Here is a 26,913-nt window from a genome sequence, read left to right on the forward strand (position 1 = left end):
GCATCATGCACATACCCAGCGCGTATCGAATAGGCGTGGACGGCGGCGGCACCGGCACTCGGTTGCGCCTGGAAACCGCCCAGGGCCAGGCCCTGGCGCAGGCCGAAGGCGCGGGTTCCGCCCTCTCGCAAGGCATTGAGCCCGCCTGGCGCGTCATCCTAGCCCTGCTGAACCAGGCTTTCGTCCAGGCGGGGCTGGCCAGCGCCGAACCCGCCGCCTGCGCCATCGGCCTGGGGCTGTCCGGCGTGCATAACCGGCAATGGGCGCAGCAGTTCCGCGATCTCGCGCCCGGATTCGCCCTGCTGGAACTGGCTACCGACGGCTACACCACCCTGCTAGGCGCGCATGGCGGCCAACCCGGCGTCATCGTCGCGCTCGGCACCGGCAGCATAGGCGAAGCGCTGTATCCGGATGGCAGCCACCGCGAAGTGGGAGGCTGGGGCTACCCTAGCGGCGACGAGGCCAGCGGCGCCTGGCTAGGCCAGCGCGCCGCGCAGCTGACTCAGATGGCGCTGGACGGCCGTTGCGCGCACGGCGCGCTGACCCGCGCGGTGCTTGAATTCGTCGGCGGCAGCTGGCAAGCGATGATGCACTGGAACGGCGGCGCCGGCCCGGCGCGCTTCGCCCAGCTCGCGCCGCTAGTCATCGCCGCGGCGCGCACCGACCCGGAAGCCGACGCGCTGCTGCGGCAGGCGGGCGAGGACGCCTGGAGCATCGCCCGCGCGCTGGACCCGGAAGGCGAATTACCAGTCGCGCTGTGCGGCGGCCTAGGGCAGGCCCTGCGCGACTGGCTGCCGCCGGGCTTTCGCCAGCGCCTGGTTTCGGCCCAGGGCGACTCGGCGGCCGGCGCCTTGCTGCTGCTCCGCGCCAAGAGCCCGCTCCAGCCCTCGCCAGCATAGCGCAGCCGGCAGGCCATTCACGACAAGAAGGGAAAGAATATGAAAACACAAAGTCTGCCGCTGGCGCTGCTGGCCTGCTGCCTGGCCGCGACGGCCCACGCGGAAAAGATCAAGCTGGAGTTCTGGACCGATTCGCTGCAGCCCACTTTCAACGGCTATTTCGCCAGCGTCAAAAAAAACTATGAAGCCCAGCACCCCAATGTCGAAGTGCAATGGGTGGACGTCTTCAACGAAAACTTCGAGACCAAGCTCAACGCGGCCATCGCCGCCGGCAAACCGCCAGCCCTGGTCAACCATGACGTGCCCCGCCTATTCAAATACGCCCAAAAAGGCACGCTGATCCCGCTGAACGCCGCGCTGGGCGCGGACAAGACAGCCTACCTGCCTAATGCGCTGGACGATCTGACCTTCGGCGGCAAATTGTACGGCCTGCCCTGGTACAACAATATCAATGTGCTGGTGATCAACGGCGGCCTGTTCAAGAGGGCTGGGCTCGATCCCAAGCAAGCGGTAAACAGCCTGGAGCAGGAGCTGGCGCTGGCCAAGACCATCAAGGCCAAGACCGGCGTGCCAGGCCTGCTGCCGCAGCTAGGCCAGATAGACGGCATCATGCTGGGCCAGGGCCTGCCGCTGATCGCCAACGGCAAGGCCGTATTCAACAGCCCGCGCCATGTCGCGCTGATCCGCCAGTTCGCAGACGCCTACAAGGCCGGCGCGCTGGCCAAGGACAATCTGTTCGCCGACGACAACTACCAGGCCAGCGTCAAGCTGTACAACAGCGGCCGGCTGGCGATGATGGAAACCGCGCCCACCGCGGCCCAGCGCACCCAAAGCGACGCGCGCGCCATCTATGCCGCCACCGTGGTGCAGCCCGCGCCGCTCGGCCCTACCAAGATCGCCCAAGGCGGCTATCTATTCAGTTGGGCAATCTCCAAGGGACTGCCGGCGGCCACCGAACGCGAGGCGATCAGCTTCGCCAAATTCCTGACCGCAGACAAGCAGCAGCTAGCCTTCTCCAAGGTGACCGGCGCCACCTTCCCCTCCACCCAGCAAGCGCTGACCGACGGCTACTTCGTCAAGACCTCGTCCGGCGGCGCCATCGAGGACTCGCGCATCCAGGGCGCCAAGGTGGCGCGCAATATCCGCACCCTGGTGTTGACCGGCGTGCCGAACATCGCCGATCTGAAAAAGAACCTGGTTGACAATGTGGAGGCCGCCGTCACCGGCAAGAAAGACGCCAAACAGGCGCTGGACGACGCCGCAGCCTTCTGGAACCGGCAATTGAAATAAGCATTCGGAGTCCATCTCCTCTCCTTGCCCCTCCTCGTCTCCGGGAGGGGCCTTTTTCCGTCCCCTCCGGACAGACACGATGAAGACCTCGTCCCGCAACGCCTGGCTGTTTCTGTCACCCGCCCTGCTGCTGATGGGCGCGTTCACGTTCTGGCCCTTGCTGTTCGGCGGCTATGTCGCCTTCACCCGCTACGATCTGATCTCGCCCCCGCAATGGGCGGGCCTGGACAACTTCTGCTATCTGCTGGGCGACCCAGTGTTCTGGCAGGCCATGGCCAATTCGCTGCGCTACTTGCTGGTGGTGCCGCTCATTCAGCTGTCCGGCATCGCGCTGGCCGTGCTGGTCAACCAGAAGCTGCCCGGCATCAAACTGTTCCGCGCCGCGCTCTATCTGCCCGTGGTCACCACGGTGTCCGTGGTGGGCATCATGTGGAACTGGATGTACGCCGACTACGGCGTGCTGAACAGCGCATTGCACTGGCTGCGGCTGCTGGCGCCGGAACACGACATCGGCTTTCTCAGCGATGAGGACCTGGCGCTGTATTCGGTGATGTTCGTCACCTATTGGCGCGGCATAGGCTATTACATGGTGCTCTACCTGGCCGGCCTGCAAGCCATCCCGGCTGAAATGCAGGAAGCGGCGCGGCTGGACGGCGCCAACGGCTGGCAACGCTTCTGGCGCATCACCCTGCCTATGCTGAAGCCCACCATTCTGTTCTGCAGCCTGATGTCCACGCTGGACGCGTTGAAGGCTTTCGAGGAAGTGCTGGTGATGACGCGCGGCGCGCCACTGAACGCCACTTACACCGCGCTGTATTACGCCTTCCATCAAGGCTTCAACCAGTTGGATTTCGGGCGCGGCAGCGCCGCCGGGCTAATGCTGACCCTGGTCTGCCTGCTGCTGGCCTGGCTCAACTTCCGGCTGATTCGGGCCGATCACCGCTGAGGACCGCATGACCACGCTCGCCCTGCCCCGCCGCGCCGCGCGCCGACCACTACGCCGCCTGCCGGATTTTCTCCTGCTACTGGCGCTGTCCTTCGCCTGTTGCTACCCCTTCATCTGGACGCTGGGCATCGCCATCGGCAATGGCGAGCAGGTGTTCGATTTCCCGCCGCCGCTATGGCCCAAAGACGCCGGTTGGCGGCATTTCACCGCGGTATGGGACGCCATCCCGCTGGGACGCTTTTTCTGGAATTCGCTGTGGATTTCCGGCATGACCACCGCCGGCACGCTGATCGTGTCCAGCCTGGCCGGCTTTGCCCTGGCCAAGCTGCGCTTCCGAGGCCGGCAATTGGCTTTCTACGCCATTCTCGCCACCTTGCTCCTGCCCAGCGAGATTAACTTCATCAGCAATTACGTCACGATCTCGCGACTGGGGCTGGACGACACCCGGCTGGGCGTGGTGCTGCCCTCCCTGGCCGGCGCTTTCGGCATCTATCTGATGAAGCATGCCTTCGAGGAGATACCGGACGAAATCATAGACGCTGCGCGCATGGATGGCGCCAATGACTGGCAGGTGTTCAGCCGCATCTGCCTGCCGCTTTCCCTGCCCTATCTCGCCACGCTGGGGATTTTCACCCTGGTATGGTCATGGAACGTCTATGTCTGGCCCAGCGTGGTATTGAAGACGCCTGATCTGTATCCGCTATCGGTGGGCGTGCTGTATTTGAAAGGCACGTTCGCCACCTCCACCCGCATGGTGGCAGCCGGAGCGGTGTTGGCCATCCTTCCGGTGCTGACGGTGTTTGTGTTCTGCCAGCGCTATTTCATGCGCGGCATGGACGGGGCCGTGAAGTAAACAGCCGCCCCGTCGCGTCAATCGAGTTCCCAGCCGGGCGGATAGGCGGGATAGGTCACCCAGTAACTCAGCGATTCGCTGTCCAGCGTATCGCTCCATTGATAGATCCCCGCCCCGTTGAAATACAGCACGGGCTTGCGATCCACATAGCCGATCACGGATGCCCGATTGCAATAATAAGGCGAACCCAGCATATCGCTGATCGACAGTTCGTCCACGCTGGTCAGCGCGGAAACATCGTCAGTCAAGTAGCCTGCGGGCTTGCCCTCTGGCCCAGCACTCTGTCCTAGTTCAAACAGTTCATCATCAGACATTTTGCTGAGATGCCTGGACACAATGCTCGCAAACGCACCCCGGAAAGACAGCAGCGCTGATGAGACCGTATTGGATTGATTTTTCTTCATTTTTCGCCACGAAACAGTAACAAAACCAAATTAAGCAAAGGTGCCGAAATCATATCCGCATCAAACAATCAGCATGACGAAAAAATAACAATTCACAATTCATACGAAAAATGCTAGGGTATGACGCGTCCGTTTAATTTGTACTAGAAAGAACATTTCGGATGTGGCCAATAAAATCCAAGCTGATCAGCCGTGAGTTGATTGAAACCGTAATTCGAGACAGCAAAGGCATGCCCAGGAAACGCATCCCCATCCTGGTCCACGACAGCTACGAAGAAATGCCGCAACGCTTCGCCAACTGCTTGGCGGCGGAGTCTTACATACGACCCCATCTGCATGAAGATGAAAACCAATGGGAGCTCGTCGTCTGGCTCGCCGGCGAGATGCTTGTGGTCATTTTCGACGAGCGCGGCGCGATACAGCAGAAGATAGAGCTGAGCCAGTCCAAAAACAGAGTCTTTGAAATCGCGCGCAATCAATACCATGCCTACATCCCCCTGACCGATTGCGCATATTTCGAAATAAGAAATTGCCAGTTCACGCCCGGCAGCGACCGCAGATACGCCGACTGGGCGCCGGAAGAAAACAGCGCAGACGCCGCGCCCTATATCGAGTGGATAAAGCAAGCGGAGATCGGGCATAGATATGGATGATTTCAAGCAATACCTTCAAATCATCAATCAAAGCCCCACGCCCACATTCTGGAAAAATTCCGAGTTGTACTTCATTGGATGCAACAAGGAATTTCTAACCATGGTAGGCGTAGCCGATATCGATGCGCTCGCCCGCAGGAAAGACATCAGCCTGCCTTGGGCCAGCAATTGGGAGGCATATCAAAAAGACGATATGCATGTCTTGCAAACCGGCGAACCGATCTCCAGGCTGGAGGAAATACCCTCGAGCGATGGCGGCGTAATTTTATCCGAAACCACCAAGCACCCCATATGGGAAGATGGAAAAATAATCGGCATAGTCGGCTTCTGCAAGGATGTAACGCTGGAGAAGCGGTTGCAAGAAGTGGAGTCGGAGAAGCAAATTGAGAAGATCAACTCAAAGCTGACCGACCTGCTTGAAAAATTCGTGAATGACGCCCATCTGTGCAAGCTGGAAATCATCAATGAAAGACTCGGCCTGCGTCACAATGAGATCAAGACCAGCCTAAGCGGCGACATCACGCTAAGCAAACGCGAAGTGGAAATCATTTACTACCTCTCCCTCTATAAAAGTCCCAAAGAGATATCAAAAATACTATCTCTGGTGCACGACAAAGAAATCTCCGTCCGCTCAGTGCAAACCATAATAAGCGACAAGCTGTATTTGAAATTCGACGTCCACACCACAGGACAACTCATAGAACGAGCCGCGGCGCTCAATTTAATACCGCTGCGCATGCCCAGCTGAGCGCGCCGCCTCAATCCCGCCAGGGCGCGCTACGAAGCGATGGCCGCTCCGGCAAATCAACAAAAGGGTCGGCAATTCGCGCCGGCGCCGGCCCAGTACCACGCTTCGCCAGACCACGCGACGCCCCCATCGCAGCCACTCATTGATTCCTCGCGCCAGCCCGGCGCATGCCGCGCCACGGCGCTAGCAGTGAATTTCATCCGCCCTTGCCTGTCGAACACCCCGCTTGATAGTCCCGATTCATCCAGACGATAAAACTTACTCAATGGCAATGCCGCATTGCCGGAACTAAGCTGGACTCTGCGCCAACCTCCCACCCTCAAACCCTCAGGAGAGAACGATGAACCAGGAAATGAAGTGTCCCTTCGCCGGCATGCATGGCGGCAATACGCTGGCGGGCGCCCGCGGCAATCGCGACTGGTGGCCGAATCAATTGAACCTGAACATCCTGCGCCAACATGCGCCCGCATCCAGCCCCATGGACGAGGGCTTCAATTATGCCGCGGCTTTCCGGCAGCTGGACTATCCGGCGCTGAAGCGGGATCTCAAGGCGCTGATGACCGCGTCGCAGGACTGGTGGCCCGCCGACTGGGGCCATTACGGCGGCCTGTTCATCCGCATGGCCTGGCACAGCGCCGGCACCTACCGCACCGCCGACGGCCGCGGCGGCGCAGGCAGCGGCAACCAACGCTTCGCCCCGCTGAACAGCTGGCCGGACAACGGCAACCTGGACAAGGCGCGCCGCCTGCTATGGCCGATCAAGCAGAAATACGGCGACAAGCTGTCCTGGGCCGACCTGATGATACTGGCCGGCAATGTGGCGATGGAATCCATGGGCTTCAAGACCTTCGGCTTCGGCGGCGGCCGCGAGGACATCTGGCAGCCGGAAGAAGACATCTACTGGGGCGCGGAGCAAAGCTGGCTCGCCACTAGCGACAAGCCCAACAGCCGCTATTCCGGCGAACGCCAGCTGGAAAATCCGCTAGCCGCCGTGCAGATGGGGCTGATCTACGTGAATCCGGAAGGGCCGGACGGCAAGCCGGACCCGGCGGCATCCGGCCGCGACGTGCGCGAAACCTTCGCCCGCATGGCGATGAACGACGAGGAAACCGTGGCCCTGGTGGCCGGCGGCCACACCTTCGGCAAGGCCCACGGCGCCGGCGATCCGGCGCTGGTGGGGCCAGAACCGGAAGGCGCGCCGCTGGAGGCGCAAGGCCTGGGCTGGATCAACCGCTTCGGTTCCGGCAAGGGCGTCCACGCCACCACCAGCGGCATAGAAGGCGCGTGGAAGCCCAATCCCACCACTTGGGACAACGGCTACTTCGACATGCTGTTCGGCTATGAATGGGAGTTGACCAAAAGCCCGGCCGGCGCGCACCAATGGGTGGCGAAAAACGTGAAGCCGGAACACCTGATCCCCGACGCGCACGATCCCTCCCAAAAACACCCGCCCATGATGACTACGGCGGACCTGTCGCTGCGCTTCGACCCAATCTACGAACCGATCGCCCGCCGCTTCCACCAGAATCCGCAGACCTTTGCCGACGCCTTCGCCCGCGCCTGGTTCAAGCTGACCCACCGCGACATGGGGCCCAAGATCCGCTACCTGGGGCCGGAAGTGCCGGCGGAAGACCTGATCTGGCAAGACCCCATTCCCGCAGTCGACCACCCATTGATCAACGAGCGGGACATCGCCGCGCTGAAGGCCGAAATCCTGGCATCCGGCCTGTCCGTCGCCGAACTGGTCTCCACCGCCTGGGCTTCCGCCTCTACTTTCCGCGGTTCGGACAAGCGCGGCGGCGCCAACGGCGCACGCATCCGCCTGGCCCCGCAAAAAGACTGGGAGGCGAACCAGCCCGCGCAGCTGGCGCGCGTGCTGGCCGCGCTGGAAACCATCCGCCGCGAATTCAACGCGACGCAGAGCGGCGGCAAGCAAGTGTCGATGGCTGACTTGATCGTGCTGGCCGGCGGCGCTGCGGTGGAAGCCGCGGCCAAGGCTGCCGGCGTGGAGATCGGCGTGCCCTTCGCGCCGGGCCGAGCCGATGCCATCCAGGAGCAGACCGACGTCGAATCGTTCGCCGCGCTGGAACCGCAAGCTGACGGCTTCCGCAACTACCAGCAAAAGCGCTTTTCCGCGCCGGCGGAAGCGCTGCTGCTGGACAAAGCGCAGTTGCTGACCCTGAGCGCGCCGGAGATGACCGTGCTGGTGGGCGGCTTGCGCGCGCTGGGCGCCAATGCCAGCCAGTCACGACTGGGCATGTTGACGAGGCGGCCCCATGTCTTGAGCAATGACTTCTTCGTCAATCTGCTGGACATGGGCACCGCATGGCGGCCGGCGTCGGATGCGTCCGAAACGTTCGAAGGCATCGACCGCGCCAGCGGCGAGCTGAAATGGACAGCCAGCCGCGTGGACTTGGTCTTTGGCTCCAACTCGCAATTGCGCGCGCTGGCCGAAGTCTACGCCCAGGACGGCGCCCAGGAGAAATTCGCGCGCGACTTCGTCGCCGCCTGGAGCAAGGTCATGAACCTGGACCGCTTCGACCTGCGTTAAGTCCCCTCAGGCCTCGCCGCCGCGCCACCCGCGGCGGCCCACATCGCCTTCGCCAAGCCCGCCGGCCGCTCCTATCAAAGAGGCGGCCGGCGGGCTTTTGCCTGTTCGACCACTTCCAGATTAAGGATCGTATTGTCAGACAATAGCGCCTCCATTAATCTGGTCCGTACGGCCGCGTTCAAACAAGCGGCCGAACATACAACAGGACAAGAGGACCACCCACCGATGAATGCCCGCTCGCTCAACCCGCCCTCCGCCCGCCGGCTAGGCCGGCAGGACTACAAAACGCTCTCGCTGGCCGCGCTCGGGGGCGCGCTGGAATTCTACGATTTCATCATTTTCGTGTTCTTCGCCGTGGTGCTGGGCAAGCTGTTCTTCCCGCCCAGCATGCCGGACTGGCTGAGCCAGCTGCAAACCTACGGCATTTTCGCCGCCGGCTATCTGGCGCGGCCGCTGGGCGGCATCGTGATGGCTCATTTCGGCGACCTGTTCGGCCGCAAGCGCATGTTCACGCTGAGCATCCTGCTGATGGCCCTGCCCACCCTGGCCATGGGCATGCTGCCCACCTACCACGACATCGGCATCGCCGCGCCGCTGCTGCTGCTGACGCTGCGCATCCTGCAAGGCGCGGCCATCGGCGGCGAAGTGCCCGGCGCCTGGGTGTTCGTGGCCGAGCACGCGCCCGAGCGCCACACCGGCTTCGCCTGCGGCGTCATCACCTCCGGCCTGACCATAGGCATACTGCTGGGCTCGCTGATCGCCACCGCGGTCAACCTGGCCTTCAGCCAGCAGCAGATCGCGCAATGGGCCTGGCGCGTGCCCTTCCTGATAGGCGGCGTGTTCGGCATGGTAGCCATGCAACTGCGGCAATGGCTGCGCGAAACCCCCGTCTTCGCGGAAATGAAGACGCTGAAGAAACTGTCGCGCGAGCTGCCGCTGAAGACGGTGCTCAAGCAGCACAAGACCAGCGTGGCCCTGTCCATGTTCCTGACCTGGTTCCTGGCCATCGCCATCGTCGTGGCAATCCTGATGGCGCCGGCCTATTTGCAGAAGCAATTCAACATCCTGCCGGTGGATTCGCTGCGCGCCAACAGTCTGGCCGTGGTCGCGCTGTCCTGCGGCTGCCTGGTGGCCGGCTGGCTGGGCGACCGCCTCGGCAGCGGCCTTACCTTGCTTGGCGGTAGCCTGTTGCTCGGAGTCTGCAGCCACTTGTTCTACGCCGGCATGGCGCTGGACAGCAGCCAACTGTACCCGCTGTACACGCTCCTGGGATTCAGCGTGGGCATAGTCGGCGCGGTGCCGCTGGTGATGGTGCGCGCTTTCCCGGCCGCCGTGCGCTTTTCCGGCTTGTCGTTCTCATACAATGTCGCCTATGCCTTCGCCGGCGGCCTGACGCCCATCCTGCTGTCCATCTGGCTCAAGTACGACTCGATGGCGCCGTCGTATTACCTGACGGTCCAGTGCCTGATCGGCACCGCCGCCGGCGCCTACTTGATATGGCGGGAAAAGAAGGGCGGCCTGGCCGCGATACAGGACTAAGGCGCCGGCAAGGCCGCGCCGTCCGGCGGCGGGGTCCATATCGTTTCCTCAGCCACCAGCGGCAGCCTAGCCGCCGGATTCTGGCGGTAGAACAAAGTCAACTGCCGGTACAGCTCCGGATAATCCCGCGCCACCAGGTGCGGGATTTCAAAGAAAGCCTCGCTAAGCACGGCGAAGAACTCGGCCGGGTTTTCGCTGGCGTACGGATCCAGCCAGCCTTCCGCGCCATGATCCACCTCCCGGCAAAACTGGCGGTAGGCGTGGTTCCATTGCTGACTCCACAGCTTGCGGTCCATGCCCTTGTGCAGCGGCGGCGCGCCGTTGGCGGGACCGTCCAGCATGTCGAACTGGTGAGCCACTTCGTGTATCACCACATTCCAGCCATCCAGCAGCGGCGATTCATTGACGTCGGGCCAGGAAAACACCAATGGCCCCTGGTAATGGGCCTGCCCTATCAGCACCTGCTCCGCCTCGTGCGACAGGCCCATGCCATCCTGCCAGCGGCTGCGCACCACGAATGGCGCGGGGTACAGCACCGCCTCGCGCCAGTTGTCGTAGGCCCGCATGCCCAGATTCATGCCCGGCAGCGCCATCTGCAAAGCCAGCCGGCAGCGCATGGCGTCATCCACCTCCATGTCTTCCAGCCCGGTGACGGCCTTGGCCCGCAGCAGCTCGCCGGCCAGCCTGGCCAAACGGTCCGTCTCCTCGGTCGACAAGCCTCTCAGCAGCGGCATGGCGCCGGCCTCCGCGCGCAAGCGCGACAGCAACGCCGGCGGTATCCGCTTGCCGAGCAGGCTGCGCATCCAGTCTTTCAGCATGAACTCTTGGCCCGTAATCGCGTCAGTCATTTATACCTTAGGGCGGAAGGCGGGCAATTCAATGCCTCCATCCGCGATACAGGAGACACCTTGATGACGCTTCCCCAATGGCACAACCTGATGCTGAACCCGCTGGCCGCGTTCGGCGTCCTGCTGGCGCTGGGCGTGATAGGCGGCCAGATCGCCGTGCGCGTGGCGCGGCTGCCGGCCATCACCGGCTATATCGTCACCGGCCTGATCATCGGCCCCTACAGCCTGAATCTGCTGAACCAGCAATTGCTGAACGAGGCCGCCTTGTTCGTGCAGCTGGCGCTGGGCATCGCCCTGTTCGAAGCCGGCCGCCGCGTGGACCTGCGCTGGCTGCGCGTGGAAAAAACCTTGCTGGCCACCTCGCTGCTCTACTGTCTGCTAGTATTCGGCGCTTTGTTCGCGCTATTGAGCGGCGGAGGTTTCGGCGCGCCGGCCAGCCTGATGCTGGCTTCGCTAGGCATGGCCACCTCGCCCATCGTGGTGCTGGAAATCGCGCGCGAGTCGCGTGCCGACGGCCAGGTCAGCGAGCGGCTGCTGACCGCCACCGCGCTGTCCAGCCTGCTGGCGATGACAGGCTTCGCGCTAGCCCTGTCATACAGCCATTTGTCCGCCGATCACAGCGTGGAGGACGGCATCCTGACGCCAGGCTGGCTGCTCCTGGGATCCGTGGCGCTAGGCCTGGCCGCGGGGCTGGCCACTACCCAGCTCAACCGCTGGCTGGGCGGCCACCAGCGCGAGGCGCAGCGCGTGCTGTTGTTCGGGCTGATCGCGCTGGTCGTCGGCCTGGCCGACATGCTGCAGCTGCTGGCCATGCTCGCCCTGCTGATAGCCGGCATGAGCACGCGCAATCTGCGCCACGGCTACACGGTCAGCGAACCAGGCATCCTGTCCCTGAGCCATGTCTTCACCGTCGCCTTTTTCGTGTCAGCCGGCGCCCAGCTATCGCCCCAAGCGCTGGCCGCGCACTGGCAGCTGGCCCTGCTATGCCTGCTGTTGCGCTGCGGCATAGGCATGCTGGTATGGTGGCTGGCCGCGCGCGGCAATGGCCTGTCGCGCAAGCAAGGCGCCTTGCTGGGCCTGGCGCTGAGCCCGATGAACAGCGGCTCCTCTTTGCTGCTGGGCCTGGGCATGCTGTCGCTGGGCGAAGCCGCCCAAAGCTTCAGCGCGGCGCTGATGGCCGCGCTGCTGATCAACGAAATCTTCGCCCCCATCCTGAGCCGCCTGGCGCTGCGCCTGGCCGGCGAAACCGCGGGAGCCAGCCATGCTTGAATTCACCCAAAGCCAGCCGCTCACTCTGGGCGTGGAGCTGGAGCTGATGATATTGAACCGGCGCGACTACAACCTGACGCGCGGCTCGGACGACCTGTTGCTGCAAGTCGACCGCAAACCGCACGGCTTCGACATCAAGCCGGAAATCACCCAGGGCATGATAGAGATAGGCACCGCCGTCCACAGCGACGTCAACGCTATGCTGGACGAGATTCTCGCCATCCGCGCGCTGCTGGTGGCCAGCGCGCACAAGCTGAACCTGGGCCTGGCCGGCGGCGGCGCCCACCCGTTCCAGCACTGGGACGACCAGCGAATCTACCCCAAGGAGCGCTACCAGCTAGTGTCCGAGCTATACGGCTACCTGGCCAAGCAGTTCACCGTCTACGGCCAGCACATCCACATCGGCTGTCCCGACGGCGACGCCGCGGTGCGGCTCACCCACTACCTAGCGCGCTATATCCCGCACTTCATCGCGCTCTCCGCCTCGTCCCCGTTCTATCAAGGCGTGGATACCGCCTTCCAAACCTCCCGCCTGACCAGCGTCAACGCCTTCCCGTTGTCCGGCTGCATGCCTGTGGTGACGGACTGGGCCGCGTTCAACGGGTATTTCGAACGAATGGAATCGCTAGGCATCGTCGCCAGCATGAAGGACTTCTACTGGGACATCCGCCCCAAACCGGAATACGGCACGGTGGAAATCCGCATCTGCGACACCCCGCTGTCGATAGAAACGCCGGTGCTGCTGGCCGCCTACGCCCAGATGCTGGCGCGTCGCTGTTTCGAGGACGGTTGGAACGACATCAGTCCGGAACCGTATCTGACTTACAGCTACAACCGCTTCCAGGCCTGCCGCTTCGGCTTCGACGGCGCCTTGGTGGACGCGCGCGGCAATCGCCAGCAAGGCCTACAGGAAGACCTGCTGGACACGCTGCGCGCGCTGGAGCCGCACGCCGAGGCGCTGGGCAGCCAGCGCCAGCTGGCGGCTTTGCGGCAAAAGGCGCTGAAATGCCATAGCGACAGCCGCTGGTTGCGCCAGGTATACGAACAGAGCGGCTCGCTGAGCGAGGTAGTGCGGCGGCAAAGCGAACACTGGATGTACGCGGCGCCGGGAGTCGGCGTAAACTGAGCGCTTCTCAACATGACTTTCGCATCATGTCTTTCGAACTCCCGCAACACCCGGCGCCGGGCCTGCCCGCGCGCTGGTGCGTTTTCGACGGCGCCCGCTTGTGGCTGCCTGGCCAGTCCCTGCCCGGCGCCGCGCCAGCCGGCTGCGACCTGACTGGCCAACGCTTTCTCGGCATTCACGAGCGACATAATCTATTCATGGCGGAGCTGGTGGGACCGCCGCCGGCGAAGGAAGAATGGCTGCCGTTGCGCCCCGCCCTGATGGCCATGCCGGCCAGCCAGGTCCAGGCAGCCGCGCGCGCGGCCCAGCTGCGCCAGTTCTTCCGCAGCCACCGTTTCTGCGGCCACTGCGCCACGCCGCTGGCCGTCAGCGACGATCAGCTTGGCCGCCACTGCCCCAGCTGCTGTCAGGTCTACTATCCGCGCATCTCGCCCGCCATGATGGTGCTGGTTCGCCGCGGCCGCGAGCTACTGCTCGCCCGCAGCCCGCACTTTTCGCCCGGCGTCTATAGCGCGCTGGCCGGCTTCGTCGAACCAGGAGAAACGCTGGAAGAATGCGTGCATAGAGAAACCCTTGAAGAAGTAGGCGTCAAGGTCAGAAACCTGCGCTACGCCTTCTCGCAATCCTGGCCCTTCCCTCACTCGCTGATGCTGGCCTTCATCGCCGATTACGACAGCGGCGATATCCAGCCGCAAGAGGGCGAAATCGAAGACGCCGGCTGGTTCGACATCGACGCCTTGCCGGGCCTGCCCTCGGTCATTTCCATCGCCAACCGGCTGATCCTGCATGCGTGCGAGCAGATCCGGAGCGAACCGATCTAAGCGATTGTTTCATGCGCACGCCGCCAGCCGACACGCTCCTCGAATGCCCGCGCAAACGCCTTGGCGGAGGAAGCCTGGCCTGCGCCTTGGCTCATGCTAAGATAAGCAAGCATCCCTGCGGACCAAGCGCAGGTCATAACCCACAAAACCCGATAAGAAAATGAATCTGATCAAGCTCATCAGCCCCTTCGTCGCCATCGGCCTGGCCCTCGCCAGCACCATGAGCCACGCCGAGCCGGAAGACCAGCCGCTGCCCGGCGACTTCCAGGCCGCCCCCGCCGCCAAGCCTCTGCATCAACCGCGCGCCAAGGCGGCAGCCAGCCGCCAATCCGCGCCCCACGCCGCCAAGACCGCCAAGCACAAGGCCAAAACGCCCCACGCCAAAACCGGCAAGACCCATGGCAAAAAGCATGCTGTCAAAACGCATGCCGGCAAAAAAAATCACGCGAAAGCCAAGGCGCCCCATGCCAAGACCAAGGCGCCCAAAGCCAGCCACGCCAAAAAACACGCGCGCAAACCGGCCAAGGCGCACAAGGGCCGCGCCCATAAAAACAAGAAGCCAGCCAGCATCAGGGCAAGCACAAGAAAAAGCATTAAGCCTATTGCCAAGAAATAAACGACAAGGCATAATGCGCCTCTCTTCGCCGGTGTAGCTCAGTTGGTAGAGCACCTGACTTGTAATCAGGGGGTCGCGAGTTCGATTCCTGCCGCCGGCACCAATAAAATCAAGGGGTTAGCATTAATTTGCTAACCCCTTGTGTCATTATTTCGATTTGTTGCTGCACTTTTGCTGCAATATCATGCGCAATCGGAGCTATACCCTGTCTCTACCTAATAGGAGCAGGAGTATGGCAAGCATCACAGTACGCGGTCCGCATCAGTATCAAGCCCAAGTTCGTCGCAAGGGCTACCCCACTCAAACCCGCACCTTTGAATCCAAGACTGAAGCCAAGGCCTGGGCAGCCGTCATTGAGTCCGAGATGGCGCGCGGCGTGTTCATTGACCGAAGCGAAGCCGAACGCACCACCCTGGGCGATGCGCTACAACGTTATGCGCAAGAAGTGACTCCACTCAAGAAAAGCGCCGAAAACGAGCTATCACTCATTCGCAGGTGGCAAAAACACCCACTTGCCTTTCGCTCGCTGGCATCGCTTTACGGCGTGGACTTCGCGGCTTATCGTGACGCTAGACTAAAAGTCGTCAGTGATAACACAGTTCGGCTTGAGTTGGCACTCATTTCCCATGTATTCACCATTGCCAATAAGGAATGGAATATACCTGTCAGTAATCCCATCGAATCCATACGGAAACCCAAAGTACCCGCAGGCCGGGACCGTCGGCTTATTGATAATGAAGAAGAACGGCTTCTCAAAGCCGTTGCCGACTGTCAGTCGGAAAACGACGGCTTACACATTGCGACTGTACTCGCTATTGAAACTGGCATGCGCGCCGGAGAAATCGTCGACCTGACTTGGCGCCAGATAGATTTCAATCAGCACATCATTATGCTGAGCGACACCAAGAACGGCACGGCCAGAGTGGTTCCGCTAACTCACAAGGCTGAAGACATGCTGAAAGCCTTGCCACGCCCCATCAAGTCATCCCAGCGCTTATTTGCATTCCATGACTCCCGCGGAATGAGCAAAGCTTTCCGCCGCGCCTGCGAAAGAGCCGACATCATCGACCTTCACTTTCACGACCTCCGTCACGAAGCAGCTTCCAGAAAGGCGCCGCACATGCAGCCAACGACGCTGGCCAAGGTCATGGGATGGAAGACCATACAAATGGCGATGCGGTATTACAATCCGAGCGCTCAGGAGCTGGTTGCCGCCGTCCGGGCAGCGGCCTAAGACCAATCCCGCAGACCTGTATTGAACTGCAACGGTCCAACTCTTCAGAATCTGCGGAAAAGACCGGGCATCGAGCATGATGCCCGGTCTTGAGTTGAAAATACCTACGAAGTAATACCACGTCTCGCTGTCTGACCGGCCAAGGCCAGAGGTCACGCTCTTCGCCGCCAAGCGAAGAACGCGGCACATCTCCACAACGGGCCGCCAAGCCCTTCCCCAAAGGGGCCACACACATTTTCCACCGCTGGCGATTTTCGAGTGCGCTGAAGCGCGTTCCGTCTGGCTTGAGTGATTAGCTCTCGCCATTCAGTCGGTCTCTACTCTCCGCCGCTCCCTCTCTTGCGCCATCCCGGGTGCCAACCCGGTCAATCGGCCGTCAGAGATTCCCACGTTATTTCACAACGTCAAACCCGCGATTTGAGATATGGAGTCTCAAGGTCAAGGCATCGCATACGCTTCATGGCTTGTGCCACTTTCGGCCTACGATGTTCCAGAGCATCGGCTTACCCGCCCCGACCTGTCACCAACTCATCACGCCTATCGGCGCATATCCAAGGGTCTTTACTCAGATGGGGGACTCACACCCCCAATTACAGGCTTAAGCTATCCAGAGACCCACGCATTCCCGCGTGGTGCCGAGCAGTCCAGGTTTCCCCTCATGCCCCTGCGCCATTTCTGACACCTCATCAGCCCACCTGCCAAGCCCGGGTAACGCCGTTCGTTTCCGAACGCCCCCCGGCACGGATTTGCACCGTTTCGTTGTGAACAGGGTTGATGCGCGTTACCGCGCCTCCCGTGTCCGTGTCGCCCAACCTCTTGGCCAGGTGAATACCCGGTCCCGGATTGGGTCGAAAATAGGCTGTCGCCTACTAGCGCCCGTTTCAGCCGCACCAGCCAGCGTTACCCGGCATGCAGCTAAGGCGGTGTACGAAGGGTTGGCGACCCTTCGCGTGTCTTTCGACATGTGTGTTTTGCAGTTGGCGGTCTGCGCGATGCGCCCTCGGGGAAAGGCGCATCGCGCAGACCGTCGCGCATGCGAGTCACCCAGGCCTTCGCCTGGCTGCCTGCCCTTACAAACACGTCTGTCCTGCTTCCGTATAGCGCCGCTTTTCCGTGCTCTGCACGGAACATCATTATGTTTGCGTCCCTCTCGCCCAATCACACTGCGATGGCGCGGCAGAGCGCTATACGAGGCATACCGTTGAAAAGGAATACGCATGCCTGCCTCTACTCCCATCGCCCGCAGCAAAACCGCCGCACTGGCCCGCATCGTTGATAGCGTGCCCAAGGGCTATCACCGCTACACCCATGGCACTGTGAAGGCCGCGAAGGCCGAGGCGCTGGCCAACAAGTTTCATGCGCTGTACGGCATCGGCTGCTCGCCGGCGCAACGCATGACTCGCAAGCAGCGGGGCCAAGCAAACGTAGTGCTAGTGATGTATTGGCCAGCGGGCGCGGAACAGGTGGAATGGCTGCTGCTGGCAAGCGAGGGCACAGGGCTGGAGGCCGAGACATTGAAACCCGTTACCGCGCGGCCACGGCTGACTTGGCTTGGCTACGAGCTGGTCCGTCGCGAGGCTCGAGGACGGACAGCCTGGACCTGGCGGCGCACCAAACAAGAGATGGCCGAGCTGTACGCCTTGTTGACTTCACAAGCCCAGCAACGCCACTACGCAGCCTTGGCGGACACGCTAGAGCGCATTGCCCGGCAACCAGGGTTTCATGGTGTCAGGACGCAATCCTGGGCGCTCTGCCAGGAGGCATACAGGCTCGGCTACCCGGGCGAGCTGCCGCATCTGTATTACCTGCAGAAGGTCAACCACGGAGAGCGTTTAATCTTTGCTGGCTAGAGTCAGGCCGGCCAGTAAACCCGTTTCAGCGGCAACAGCACGCGCGTTTCCAGGTCCATCGCCTCATAGTGTTCGAGGATGGCCTCGACAAGGTCATCCAGGTCCATCAAGGTAATGGGGTGATTTGCGCGTTCGGCCTCGTAATAGGCTTCACGTGAGAATCCGCCAGTGCTGACGTACAAACCCTTGTCGCCAGGGTGCCGGATGACGGCCAGAAAACCACGCACTTCCTGCGTCCCCATCTGACCGCGGCGATGCTTCACCTCGACGATGATGCGTGGCTGTTCAAAGCCGAAGCCATCCGGCGAAGCAACAATATCCTTCCCGCGGTCGGGCCCCGAGGGCGACACGCGGGTTTTATACCCCATGGCGCGCAGCAGTCCCGCTGTGAGGTCCTGCATCTGCTCCCAATCGAGTTTGCTCACCCGGTCTTTGATGAACTCGAGGGACCTTGCTTGCAAGTCCTGCAGGAGGTCCTCTTCCTCAAGCCCCTCGTCTTCCTCGCTCGCTTGTTGTGGCTTCCCGCCGCTCATCAGGGCTTCAAACTCACGGTAGATTTCTGCCGAGACCTTGAAGAGGGTCAATGTCGAGCCCAGCGAGTTCTTGGCCTTGACCGTCAAGTCATCCCGCGCGACCTCGTGCAGCCACTCAATCTGGCGGTAGGTCGGAAACTCCCCCTCAAACAGGGTAGCGTCATACCGTGCGGCACTGGCAATCCTGCCAACCAGATAAATACGGCGGGCACTGTCGTAGGTAACCACTTGGTCGCCGACTTGCACTTCGCGCACAAACCGGAACACCTGCCCCGCGGCGCTGCGCTGTTTGGGCTTTGAATCCTCCGGGTAAGCTTCCGCCATACGCTGCGAGAAGTCTTCCCGTGTAACAAGGTCCAAGGTATTCCCCGCTTCAATCCAGCCAATGGCGACGATAGCCCTGGATTTGAATTCCGGAGCAAGACGGCCGCCGCTATCGGCGCGCACGAGCCAGGTTGAGCCCATAGCAATCCTTTTTTGACATTATTTTTACAACAGCCCGCATCAAATCCACGCCTCTCCTAGTGCCTGCGCCTGCTGCAGCACCAGCTCCACTGCGCCGTCTTGCTGGTCTGGCGGATATTTGTACTTGCGCAGAATCCGCTTCACCATCAGCCTCAGCTTGGCGCGGACGCTTTCGCGCGCCGACCAGTCCACGGTGAGGTTTTTGCGCAGATTGTCAGTCAGTTCATGGGCAATCTTCTTCAGCGTCTCATCCGTCAGTTCACGCACCGCGGACTCGTTGTTGGCCAGCGCGTCGTAAAAGCGGATTTCATCTTCAGACAGGCCCAATGCTTCGCTGCGGTTGGCCGCTTCATGAAACTTCTTGGCCATCTCGATGAGTTCCTCGATGACCTGGGCCGTTTCAATGGAGCGGTTTTGGTAGCGCTTCACCACATTGGCCAGCATTTCGGAGAACTTCTTCTCCTGCACCACATTGCCGGAGAAGCGGCTTTTCACCTCGCCTTCCAGCAGGCGCTCCAGCAGCTCCACCGCCAGGTTGCGCTCAGGCAGATTGCGCACTTCCGCCAGGAAAGCTTCATCCAGGATGCCGATATTGGGTTTATCGAGGCCAACGGCTTCGAACACATCCACCACTTCGTCGGACACCACCGCCGAGCCGATGATTTGGCGGATAGCCAGCTCCCGCTCTTCATCGGTGCGCTTCTGCTGGCTGATATCGCGCTTGGTCAGAATGACCTTGACGGCCTGCATGAACGCTACTTCTTCGCGCACCGCCTTGGCTTCGTCTAGCGTGCAGCACAGCGTGAAGGCCTTGCTCATCGCCAGGGCGGCATCGGCGAAGCGCTTCTTGCCATCCTCCAGCCCCAGGATATGGTTGGCTGCGCCGGCCAGGCATTTGTGGCCCGCTGTCAGGAAGTCGCTATAGTCGTAGCCGTGCAGCATGCTCTGCAGGATGTCTAGCTTCTCCGCCAGAATGGCATAGGCTTCGGCGGCGTCCACGGTCGGCTTGCCGCGGCCATTGCTGGCGGTGTATTCCTTGAGCGCCGATTTCAGCTCGTTGGCGATGCCGATATAGTCCACCACCAGGCCGCCTTGCTTGTCCTTGAACACCCGGTTGACCCGCGCGATGGCCTGCATCAGGTTGTGGCCCTTCATCGGCTTGTCCACGTACAGGGTATGCACGCAGGGCGCGTCGAAGCCGGTGAGCCACATGTCGCGCACAAGAACTAAGCGCAAGGGGTCGGCGGGGTCTTTGAAGCGTTTTTCCAGGCGTTTCTTGGTTTGATGGTTGTAGATGTGCGGCCGCAGCAGCGCCTTGTCGCTGGCCGAGCCGGTCATCACAATCTTGATGGCACCTTTTTCCGGGTCGGCATCATGCCAGTCCGGGCGCAGCCTGATGATTTCGTTGTAGAGGTGGACGCAGATGTCGCGGCTCATGGCCACCACCATGGCCTTGCCGTTCTGCGCCTGGCAGCGTTCCTCGTAGTGGGCCACCAGGTCCGCCGCCACCGCTTCGATGCGCGGCTCCGAGCCCACCACCTTTTCCAGGGCCGCCCAGCGGCTCTTCAACTTGGCCTGCTGGCTTTCTTCTTCATCCTCGGCCAGCTCGTCCACTTCTTCGTCTATCAGCGGCAGCTCGTCGGCCTTGAGCGACAGCTTGGCCAGGCGGGACTCGAAATAGATGGCCACCGTGGCGCCGTCTTCCTTGGCCTGCTGCATGTCGTAGACGTGGATGTAGTCGCCAAACACCGCCCGCGTGTCGCGGTCCTCGCTGGACACCGGCGTGCCGGTGAAGGCGACGAAGGTGGCGTTGGGCAAGGCGTCGCGCAGATGCTGGGCATAACCCACCTGATAGACGGCGTGCGGCTCAGCGGCCCGCTGGAGCTTATCGTCATTGGCGGCGGTTTTCGGGGCCTTCAGAGTCTTGAGCTTGGCCTCAAAGCCATACTGGGTGCGATGCGCCTCGTCGGCGATGACCACGATATTGCGGCGGTCGGACAGCATAGGGAAGCTGTCTTCATCCTCCCCCGGCATGAACTTCTGGATGGTGGCGAACACGATGCCGCCTGAAGGCCGGTTGGCCAGCTTGGCGCGCAGGTCCTGGCGTGTCGCCACCTGCACCGGCTGCTCGCGCAGCAGGTCCTGCGCCAGCGAGAACACGCCAAACAGCTGCCCGTCCAGGTCGTTGCGGTCGGTAATCACCACGATGGTCGGGTTTTCCATCGCGGCGTCTTGCATCACCCGCGCGGCAAAGCAAGTCATGGTGATGCTCTTGCCGCTGCCCTGGGTATGCCACACCACGCCGCCCTTGTGGCTGCCGCCGGGGCGGGACGACATCACCACCTGCTGGATGGCCGCGCGCACCGCGTGAAACTGGTGATAGCCGGCAATTTTCTTCACCAGCTTGCCGTCATCCTCAAACAGCACAAAGAAGCGCAGATAATCGAGCAAAAAGGCCGGCGCCAGCACGCCGCGCACCAGGGTTTCCAGTTCGTTGAACTGCCCCAGCGGGTCCAGCGTGACGCCATCGATGGTGCGCCACTGCATATAGCGTTCGGCATTGGCCGACAGCGAACCCATGCGCGCTTCGGAGCCATCGGCAATCACCAGGATTTCGTTGTACTGGAAAACGTCCGGTATCTGTTCCTTGTAAGTCTGGATTTGCTCGTAGGCTTTCCAGATATCGGCGTTTTCATCCGCCGGGTTCTTCAGCTCCAGCAGCGCCAGGGGCAAGCCATTCACAAACAGGATGATGTCCGGCCGGCGGCTGTGGCGCGGCCCCTTGATGGCGAATTGGTTCACCGCCAGCCATTCGTTGGCGGACGGGTTCGCCCAGTCGACCAAGCGAACAAAATCGCCGCGCGTTTCGCCGTCTTTCTGCACCTCCACCGGCACCCCACCCACCAGCAACTGGTGGAAACGGCGGTTGGCGGACAACAAGGCCGGAATGCCCAGCTCCTGCACCTGGCGCAGCGCGTCCTCGCGCGCCGCCAGCGGAATGCCCGGATTGAGCCGGGCCATGGCGCCGCGCAGCCGCTCCAGCAACAGCACCTGGCGGTAGTCGGCCCGCTCGCAATCAGGGCCTTCCGGCGCCAGGTCGGGTCCGAACCGACGGATGTAGCCGACGTCTTCCAGCCAGCCTAAGGTTTCCTGCTCCAGTTGGTCTTCAGTCATGGTGTTCTCAGGCGATGAGCGCTTCCGCTTCGGGCAGGCGCAGTTGGCCGGAAATCAGGCGGGGGAGAAGCGTGTCGCGTAGGGTAGCGAGGGTTTGCGCCTGTTTCGAATAGAGCTTTGAATAAATCGTTCGCGCAATATTTTCAAAAGCTGAAAGGGCCTCATCACTTGGCAACACCACCTTCTTTGTTGCCAACAGCAATTTGTCATCGAGGTTCGGAATGGAAGTCCCATTGATGAAATTCCAAATTTCCTTGCTTTCACGCATTTCTGCCAATAGGCGGTCTACATAAATGGCTATGGCAGCATTACCGCAATCGAGACGTTTTACAAAGTTAGAAAAAATTACAGGCTTTCCATAGAGCAGTTCGAAATTTGCTCCGGCCCATAGGGTTCGACCGCACGGACCTGCACCAGAGGACGCAATCAAGACCTGATTTTGATTGACCAAGCGCTTTTCCATGGCAGCACGCTTTACCCATCGTGTTGGTGCGTCTTTAGCAAACCCAAGGCCCCTGAGGTTTTCTAAGTCGACCCCTCTGAGGCTAATAGCGGGAACCAAATCGTCATCTTCTTTAGTATCTTTCCCCCAAAGGCCGCCAATGGTGACTGTACAAAACTCTCCGAGAGCTCCAACCCGCCACCCTCTCGGCACCAACCCCAGCTCTGACTCCTCAAACCCATTCGGGAACAGCGCCGCCGTGGCCTCGTCCATGCCTTCCGGGGCGCGGCCTTCCATTTTGGCGCGCACGGGGTCGAAATCGACAAACCAGGACTTGAACAAGGCTTGGGCGATGGCTTCCAGCGTGGCGTTGGTTTCGCGCAGGAGGGTGATGCGGTCAGAGAAAGCCAGAGAGACCGCAGACAGCGCACTAATGGTCGAATTTTTTGGAAGCGGTATCGGAAGCTGCTTTATATCTTTCAGATTGAGAGTTTTTTGAACGGTAGTATTCAACACTGCATCAATTAAGTGCTTCCCTGCAGCGCTCTCAAGAATGGTCTTCAGATAGACACGCAGGCTTGAGTCACGTAACCGTAATGCCGCAATCGCTCTAGCAGGATTCCATCCAGCCATTTCCCGTGTGACAACTACACACTCCCCCGGATTGCCTACCAGCGTAATCAGCAGCTCATCTCCCTGTAGTTGAGTCCTTCTGTACGTATCGTTTGTCTCGGGAGAGATTAGATAGCTGGGCTTAACCGGGACAGTACCCTGCTTGATGTCACCGACCTTAATTAATGGGATTCCTCCAGGCGTTTCTGGACCGGGATACATTACACCCACAGCAATGCTCTTTTTGTCATACAGCAAGGCTTCAAGTGGCACAATTTCCCAGTCCTCGGGGATGGTGCCACCCGCATGCTCCCAGCGTTTGCGAAGCTCAGAACTCATACCCCAGCCCCCCCAGTTTCTGCCGAATCAAGGCATCGAGTTCCGCCCCTCTGGCCATCTGTTCGCCCAGCTTTTCAGTCAGTTGCTGCATCTTGTCGGCAAAGGCCTCGTCGTCGTCTTCCACTTCTTCCGCGCCGACATAGCGGCCCGGCGTCAGCACATGGCCGTGTTCGGCAATCTCGGTTAGTTTGACGCTGCGGCAGTAGCCGGGGATGTCTTGATACTCGCCAGCCTCGGCCTCGCCGCGCCAGGTGGCGACGGTCTTGGCGATGCGCTCTATCGTTTCATCAGTCAGCTCGGCCTGCACCCGTGAAATCATCGTCCCCAGCTTGCGCGCGTCGATGAACAGCACTTCGCCCTGGCGGGTAGCCTTCTGCTTGGCCAGGAACCACAGGCAGGCCGGAATCTGGGTGTTGAAGAACAACTGGCCGGGCAGCGCAATCATCACTTCCACCACGTCCGCGTCCACCATGGCGGCGCGGATGGCGCCTTCGTTGTTCTGGCTGGAGCTCATGGAGCCATTGGCCAGCACGATGCCGGCGCGGCCATTGTGCTTGAGGTGGTGCAGCATGTGCTGCAGCCAGGCGTAGTTGGCGTTGCCCTGCGGCGGTGTGCCGTATGCCCAGCGCGGGTCGCCTTCCAGGCTGCCGTGCCACCAGTCGCTGATATTGAACGGCGGGTTGGCCAGGATGAAGTCGGCGCGCAGGTCCGGGTGCTGGTTGCGGGTGAAGGTGTCGCCGGGTTCGCGGCCCAGGTTGTAGTCTATGCCGCGAATGGCCAGGTTCATCGCCGCCAGCCGCCAGGTGGTGGGGTTGGATTCCTGGCCGTAGATGGACACGTCGCCCAGTTTGCCGCCGTGGGCTTCGATGAACTTTTCCGACTGCACAAACATGCCGCCGGAGCCGCAGCAAGGGTCGTACACCTTGCCGTGGTGCGGCGCCAGCACGGCTACCAAAGTTTTGACGATGGAGGCCGGGGTGTAGAACTGGCCGCCCTTCTTGCCCTCGGCGCTGGCGAACTGGCCGAGGAAGTATTCGTAGACCTGGCCCAGCACATCGCGCGCCTGGCTGGCGTCCTCGCCAAAACCAATCGTGGATATCAAATCCACCAACTCGCCCAGCTTGCCATCCGGCAGCTGGGCGCGCGCGTAGCGCTTGTCCAGAATGCCCTTGAGCTTGGGGTTCTCGCCCTCGATTTCGGCCAGGGCATTATCCACGCGCTTGCCGATGTCGGTTTGCTTGGCCGCGGCGCGCAAGTTCTCCCAGCGGGCCGCTTCCGGCACCCAGAACACGTTCACCGCCGTGTAGTAGTCGCGGTCGTCCAGCTCTTCCGCCAGCAGCTCATCATCGCAATCGTGCAGGAAGTATTCGTCGCTCTCGTCGGCGAAGCGCTTCTTCAATTCGGCCTGACGGGCGGCGAAGGTGTCGGAGATGTACTTGAGGAAGATAAGGCCAAGGACGAGGTGCTTGTATTCGGCGGCATCCATATTGGCGCGCAGCTTGTCAGCCGCGGCCCAGAGGGTCTTCTTGATATCGTCAAGCATGGGTATGGGTATTTCCGTTCAAAAAATCGCTGGAAAGCGCGGCGCATGCCAGTATCAGCATTCAATAGCTCGCTATTTTACGCTATATGGGATTTTAGCGGGCGACGGGATGCGAGGATGGCGCCTTGGGGCGTCCAGATGAAAGGCGAACGATACATTTCGCCCGTCAGGCCGTCAGCCCAGCCGCCTCCTGGGCAGCGAAAGGCGCGACGACTGGGCGGCAATAAAAGTTGCAACCAGCGCGGCATGCCGGCTCGCGCAACAGCGGTTTTGCCATCTTCATCCAAGCCGCCGTAGCCAAACAGCTTGGCGCCTTTGGGGAAAATGGACGTGTTGTCGAACTTGGCCATGTAACGCCCCCAGCCAGTGACGCTGCGGCAGCACTCCGCCCATGAGCTCCCCCACAACCACCATTTGGAAAGCTTGGCAAAGTCGAGTTTATAGCTTCGCGGCAACCACAAGATGAGGTGGTAATGAAATTGCCCAGCCCGTTCCAGCACCCAAGCATAGGGCAAGGTGTGCCCTTGCCGCCGGAGAGCCTTGCGCAAGCGGTCCAAAAAAGCACTGATATGCTTAGTGGCTAGCTGGTTTGCATCACAGTAAGTCAACGTCACCGCAACAGCCCGCAGTTTGGCGCTCTTGGCATAGCGATGCTGCTCCTTGATAACGCGAAGCAACTTCTTACGTGCTGCCGTTTTCCGTTTCCGGGCTGATGGTGTCGCACTTGTTTCAATCTTTTTGACAAGTTCAGCGAACCGGGAAACGGACGTAGCAGAGAGAATGGGCCGGCGGTCGGCCTGGTGGGATTGAGACAAAGGCACACCACAATGTGTGTGCCGCGTCAGCTAACTAGCTGTGCCCTCGATACTGCAAAAAATTATGTCCTCCGCATGCTGCGCGGCGGGATAAGTCGGTCCGCAACTATACTCATTTGCTCAGTAAGTACAGCCGCGCTTCCATTCAAGCCTCGCCCCGGTTCCAACCGGGGCAGGCTTTTCAGTGCGTCAAACAGAGCATCAACATGCTCTACGTGCTGCGATTTGCTCAGCCTTGGTCGGCCGGCCTCTTCGCCTTGGTACAGATGGTTCAGCAGGGATTTGCACAGGCGCAGCGTCTGCCCGGCTCTGTTTTTCGAGCCAGGCATCAACGTCGGTCAAACGAAAACGTAGAAGGCGGCCAAGCTTGATGGTTTTCGGCAGGTCGCCGCCGGACGAGTGGCGGTTATAGATAGTCTGCTCAGCCAGGCCGAGGTAGTCGGCGAGCATTTTTGGGGAAAGAAGCTGGTCCATCTGTCACGTTACTAATTAAGCAATCACATGACTGCTCTGAGTATAACGTCGTTTTACTCTCACCTACCGCAACAACCTGCAAAAAGATGCAAAAAAAGGTATTGAATTAAAAATTCTCAAAACCTGACAAACAGGAAAAAATCCCAGCATACCTTTTTACCATGGCAAGACCTTCATCCAAACAACCTTCTCAGTTGTCGCGAGCAGTTAGGTAATGAAAAACATTTATCAGAGTTGGACTTGCAAATATTCGACCGAATATTCTTCGACAAATTTTCTGCATGAGGCTTGGCTTGCTCATGGCATTCAAAACAGCCATGCAATTATGCATATTCACATATCGACTTAGCTTAAACACAACCACCCCATCAGCAACATAAGGCAAATCGTCAAATGACGACCAACTCCCATAATTCCTTCCATCAGCAATCCAAAGTGCTTTGTATGCCTGGGAAAGATAGCCATTCAAATCAGACAAGCTAGTAAAGCTTGGCAGGCCAGCCTTTTCGAGAAATGCGCCAACAGGAACACAATTAAGAATTAAATTATTATTCTGCCCCCTATCAGCAATGCTGCAGCCAGAACATGCGCACCCTCTCTTGACAAGCCTTTCACATCCAAAGTAAGCACCATCACTTGCGCAATCTTTAAAATTCATAGTGAGCGTTACGATACACAAATTCTTCGATTGGCACAATAAAGTCAAATTCAAATCTACCTTGCCTATCAGCAAAAGACCCGTATCATCAATACAGCCATCCACCTATCTACCTATCAGGGCCATTCAACGCTGAACTCGTAGGCAAATGAACGGTCAGTATTTATTTGCGATATGCCACATGCTAACCCTCGCCATCCTTTCCTCCATC

Annotated in this window: 23 protein-coding genes and 1 tRNA gene; 14 read left to right on the forward strand and 10 right to left on the reverse strand. The window is 60.6% G+C overall.

What is annotated here, in order from left to right:
- The 4 genes from C2I19_RS19240 to C2I19_RS19255 form a co-directional block, all read left to right on the forward strand.
- Positions 1-899: glucosamine kinase nucleotide-binding domain-containing protein (locus C2I19_RS19240; protein WP_369406696.1), on the forward strand; the 899-nt coding region annotated here is incomplete at its 5' end.
- Between the two features lie 39 nt (positions 900-938).
- Positions 939-2,189, forward strand: coding sequence for an ABC transporter substrate-binding protein (locus C2I19_RS19245; RefSeq protein WP_103904242.1), 1,251 nt, complete (start codon positions 939-941; stop codon positions 2,187-2,189).
- 79 nt (positions 2,190-2,268) lie between these two features.
- Positions 2,269-3,135, forward strand: a complete 867-nt coding sequence (locus C2I19_RS19250) for a carbohydrate ABC transporter permease (RefSeq protein WP_103904243.1) — start codon at positions 2,269-2,271, stop codon at positions 3,133-3,135.
- A gap of 7 nt (positions 3,136-3,142) precedes the next feature.
- On the forward strand, positions 3,143-3,988 hold the full coding sequence (locus C2I19_RS19255) for a carbohydrate ABC transporter permease (RefSeq protein WP_103904244.1): 846 nt from the start codon (positions 3,143-3,145) through the stop codon (positions 3,986-3,988).
- 17 nt (positions 3,989-4,005) lie between these two features.
- Here C2I19_RS19255 and C2I19_RS21835 read toward each other — a convergent pair whose 3' ends face one another.
- Positions 4,006-4,392, reverse strand: coding sequence for a hypothetical protein (locus tag C2I19_RS21835; protein ID WP_146056875.1), 387 nt, complete (start codon positions 4,390-4,392; stop codon positions 4,006-4,008).
- A 161-nt stretch (positions 4,393-4,553) separates the two neighbouring features.
- On the opposite strand from C2I19_RS21835, the gene C2I19_RS19265 reads away from it, so the two are divergent.
- The 4 genes from C2I19_RS19265 (at position 4,554) to C2I19_RS19280 (ending at position 9,883) form a co-directional block, all read left to right on the forward strand.
- Positions 4,554-5,045, forward strand: coding sequence for a WbuC family cupin fold metalloprotein (locus C2I19_RS19265; RefSeq protein WP_103904246.1), 492 nt, complete (start codon positions 4,554-4,556; stop codon positions 5,043-5,045).
- Positions 5,038-5,793 (forward strand): helix-turn-helix transcriptional regulator, encoded by a 756-nt coding sequence (locus C2I19_RS19270; RefSeq protein WP_103904247.1) that lies wholly within the window; start codon positions 5,038-5,040, stop codon positions 5,791-5,793. The genes C2I19_RS19265 and C2I19_RS19270 overlap by 8 nt, the downstream gene beginning before the upstream one ends.
- A 340-nt stretch (positions 5,794-6,133) precedes the next feature.
- A complete protein-coding gene (katG, locus tag C2I19_RS19275) occupies positions 6,134-8,344 on the forward strand; it encodes a catalase/peroxidase HPI (RefSeq protein WP_103904248.1) in 2,211 nt (736 codons plus the stop codon).
- Positions 8,345-8,569: 225 nt separating this feature from the next.
- Positions 8,570-9,883, forward strand: coding sequence for an MFS transporter (locus C2I19_RS19280; RefSeq protein WP_103904249.1), 1,314 nt, complete (start codon positions 8,570-8,572; stop codon positions 9,881-9,883).
- On the opposite strand, the gene C2I19_RS19285 is transcribed toward C2I19_RS19280, so the two are convergent.
- Positions 9,880-10,731 (reverse strand): M90 family metallopeptidase, encoded by an 852-nt coding sequence (locus C2I19_RS19285; protein WP_103904250.1) that lies wholly within the window; start codon positions 10,729-10,731, stop codon positions 9,880-9,882. The genes C2I19_RS19280 and C2I19_RS19285 overlap by 4 nt on opposite strands.
- A 63-nt stretch (positions 10,732-10,794) precedes the next feature.
- Here C2I19_RS19285 and C2I19_RS19290 point away from each other — a divergent pair, with 63 nt between their 5' ends.
- The 3 genes from C2I19_RS19290 to nudC are packed head-to-tail and all read left to right on the forward strand — an operon-like array spanning position 10,795 to position 13,947.
- A complete protein-coding gene (locus C2I19_RS19290) occupies positions 10,795-12,000 on the forward strand; it encodes a cation:proton antiporter (RefSeq protein WP_199181276.1) in 1,206 nt (401 codons plus the stop codon).
- Complete coding sequence (locus C2I19_RS19295) at positions 11,993-13,126, forward strand: YbdK family carboxylate-amine ligase (RefSeq protein ID WP_103904252.1); 1,134 nt, start codon at positions 11,993-11,995, stop codon at positions 13,124-13,126. The genes C2I19_RS19290 and C2I19_RS19295 overlap by 8 nt, the downstream gene beginning before the upstream one ends.
- A 26-nt stretch (positions 13,127-13,152) precedes the next feature.
- The gene (nudC, locus tag C2I19_RS19300) at positions 13,153-13,947 is read left to right on the forward strand and encodes an NAD(+) diphosphatase (protein WP_103904253.1); all 795 of its coding nucleotides are present in this window, start codon (positions 13,153-13,155) and stop codon (positions 13,945-13,947) included.
- A gap of 133 nt (positions 13,948-14,080) precedes the next feature.
- Here nudC and C2I19_RS21840 read toward each other — a convergent pair whose 3' ends face one another.
- Positions 14,081-14,617 (reverse strand): hypothetical protein, encoded by a 537-nt coding sequence (locus tag C2I19_RS21840; protein WP_146056876.1) that lies wholly within the window; start codon positions 14,615-14,617, stop codon positions 14,081-14,083.
- Here C2I19_RS21840 and C2I19_RS19310 point away from each other — a divergent pair.
- The 3 genes from C2I19_RS19310 (at position 14,591) to C2I19_RS19320 (ending at position 17,647) form a co-directional block, all read left to right on the forward strand.
- Positions 14,591-14,666: transfer RNA gene (locus C2I19_RS19310), tRNA-Thr, on the forward strand. The genes C2I19_RS21840 and C2I19_RS19310 overlap by 27 nt on opposite strands.
- 129 nt (positions 14,667-14,795) lie before the next feature.
- On the forward strand, positions 14,796-15,797 hold the full coding sequence (locus C2I19_RS19315) for a site-specific integrase (protein ID WP_103904255.1): 1,002 nt from the start codon (positions 14,796-14,798) through the stop codon (positions 15,795-15,797).
- Positions 15,798-17,014: 1,217 nt separating this feature from the next.
- Positions 17,015-17,647, forward strand: a complete 633-nt coding sequence (locus C2I19_RS19320; RefSeq protein ID WP_199181277.1) for a hypothetical protein — start codon at positions 17,015-17,017, stop codon at positions 17,645-17,647.
- A 2-nt stretch (positions 17,648-17,649) separates the two neighbouring features.
- Here the strand turns inward: C2I19_RS19320 and C2I19_RS19325 are convergent, their stop codons facing one another.
- From C2I19_RS19325 to C2I19_RS21845, 7 genes are all read right to left on the reverse strand, one after another.
- Positions 17,650-18,645 (reverse strand): restriction endonuclease, encoded by a 996-nt coding sequence (locus tag C2I19_RS19325; protein ID WP_043630059.1) that lies wholly within the window; start codon positions 18,643-18,645, stop codon positions 17,650-17,652.
- A gap of 39 nt (positions 18,646-18,684) precedes the next feature.
- A complete protein-coding gene (locus C2I19_RS19330; RefSeq protein WP_103904256.1) occupies positions 18,685-21,819 on the reverse strand; it encodes a type I restriction endonuclease subunit R in 3,135 nt (1,044 codons plus the stop codon).
- 7 nt (positions 21,820-21,826) lie between these two features.
- Positions 21,827-23,212, reverse strand: a complete 1,386-nt coding sequence (locus tag C2I19_RS22315) for a restriction endonuclease subunit S domain-containing protein (RefSeq protein ID WP_199181278.1) — start codon at positions 23,210-23,212, stop codon at positions 21,827-21,829.
- Entirely contained in the window at positions 23,202-24,755 is a 1,554-nt protein-coding gene (locus C2I19_RS19340) for a class I SAM-dependent DNA methyltransferase (RefSeq protein ID WP_103904257.1), read from the reverse strand. Before C2I19_RS19340 ends, C2I19_RS22315 begins: the two co-directional genes overlap by 11 nt.
- A 77-nt stretch (positions 24,756-24,832) precedes the next feature.
- Positions 24,833-25,570, reverse strand: coding sequence for a rolling circle replication-associated protein (locus tag C2I19_RS19345; RefSeq protein ID WP_199181279.1), 738 nt, complete (start codon positions 25,568-25,570; stop codon positions 24,833-24,835).
- Between the two features lie 201 nt (positions 25,571-25,771).
- The gene (locus tag C2I19_RS19350) at positions 25,772-26,044 is read right to left on the reverse strand and encodes a helix-turn-helix transcriptional regulator (protein ID WP_084201829.1); all 273 of its coding nucleotides are present in this window, start codon (positions 26,042-26,044) and stop codon (positions 25,772-25,774) included.
- Positions 26,045-26,234: 190 nt separating this feature from the next.
- A complete protein-coding gene (locus C2I19_RS21845) occupies positions 26,235-26,807 on the reverse strand; it encodes a hypothetical protein (protein WP_146056877.1) in 573 nt (190 codons plus the stop codon).
- Between the last annotated feature and the right edge of the window lie 106 nt (positions 26,808-26,913).

This window comes from Chromobacterium alticapitis, from assembly GCF_002924365.1.
Classification (GTDB): domain Bacteria; phylum Pseudomonadota; class Gammaproteobacteria; order Burkholderiales; family Chromobacteriaceae; genus Chromobacterium; species Chromobacterium alticapitis.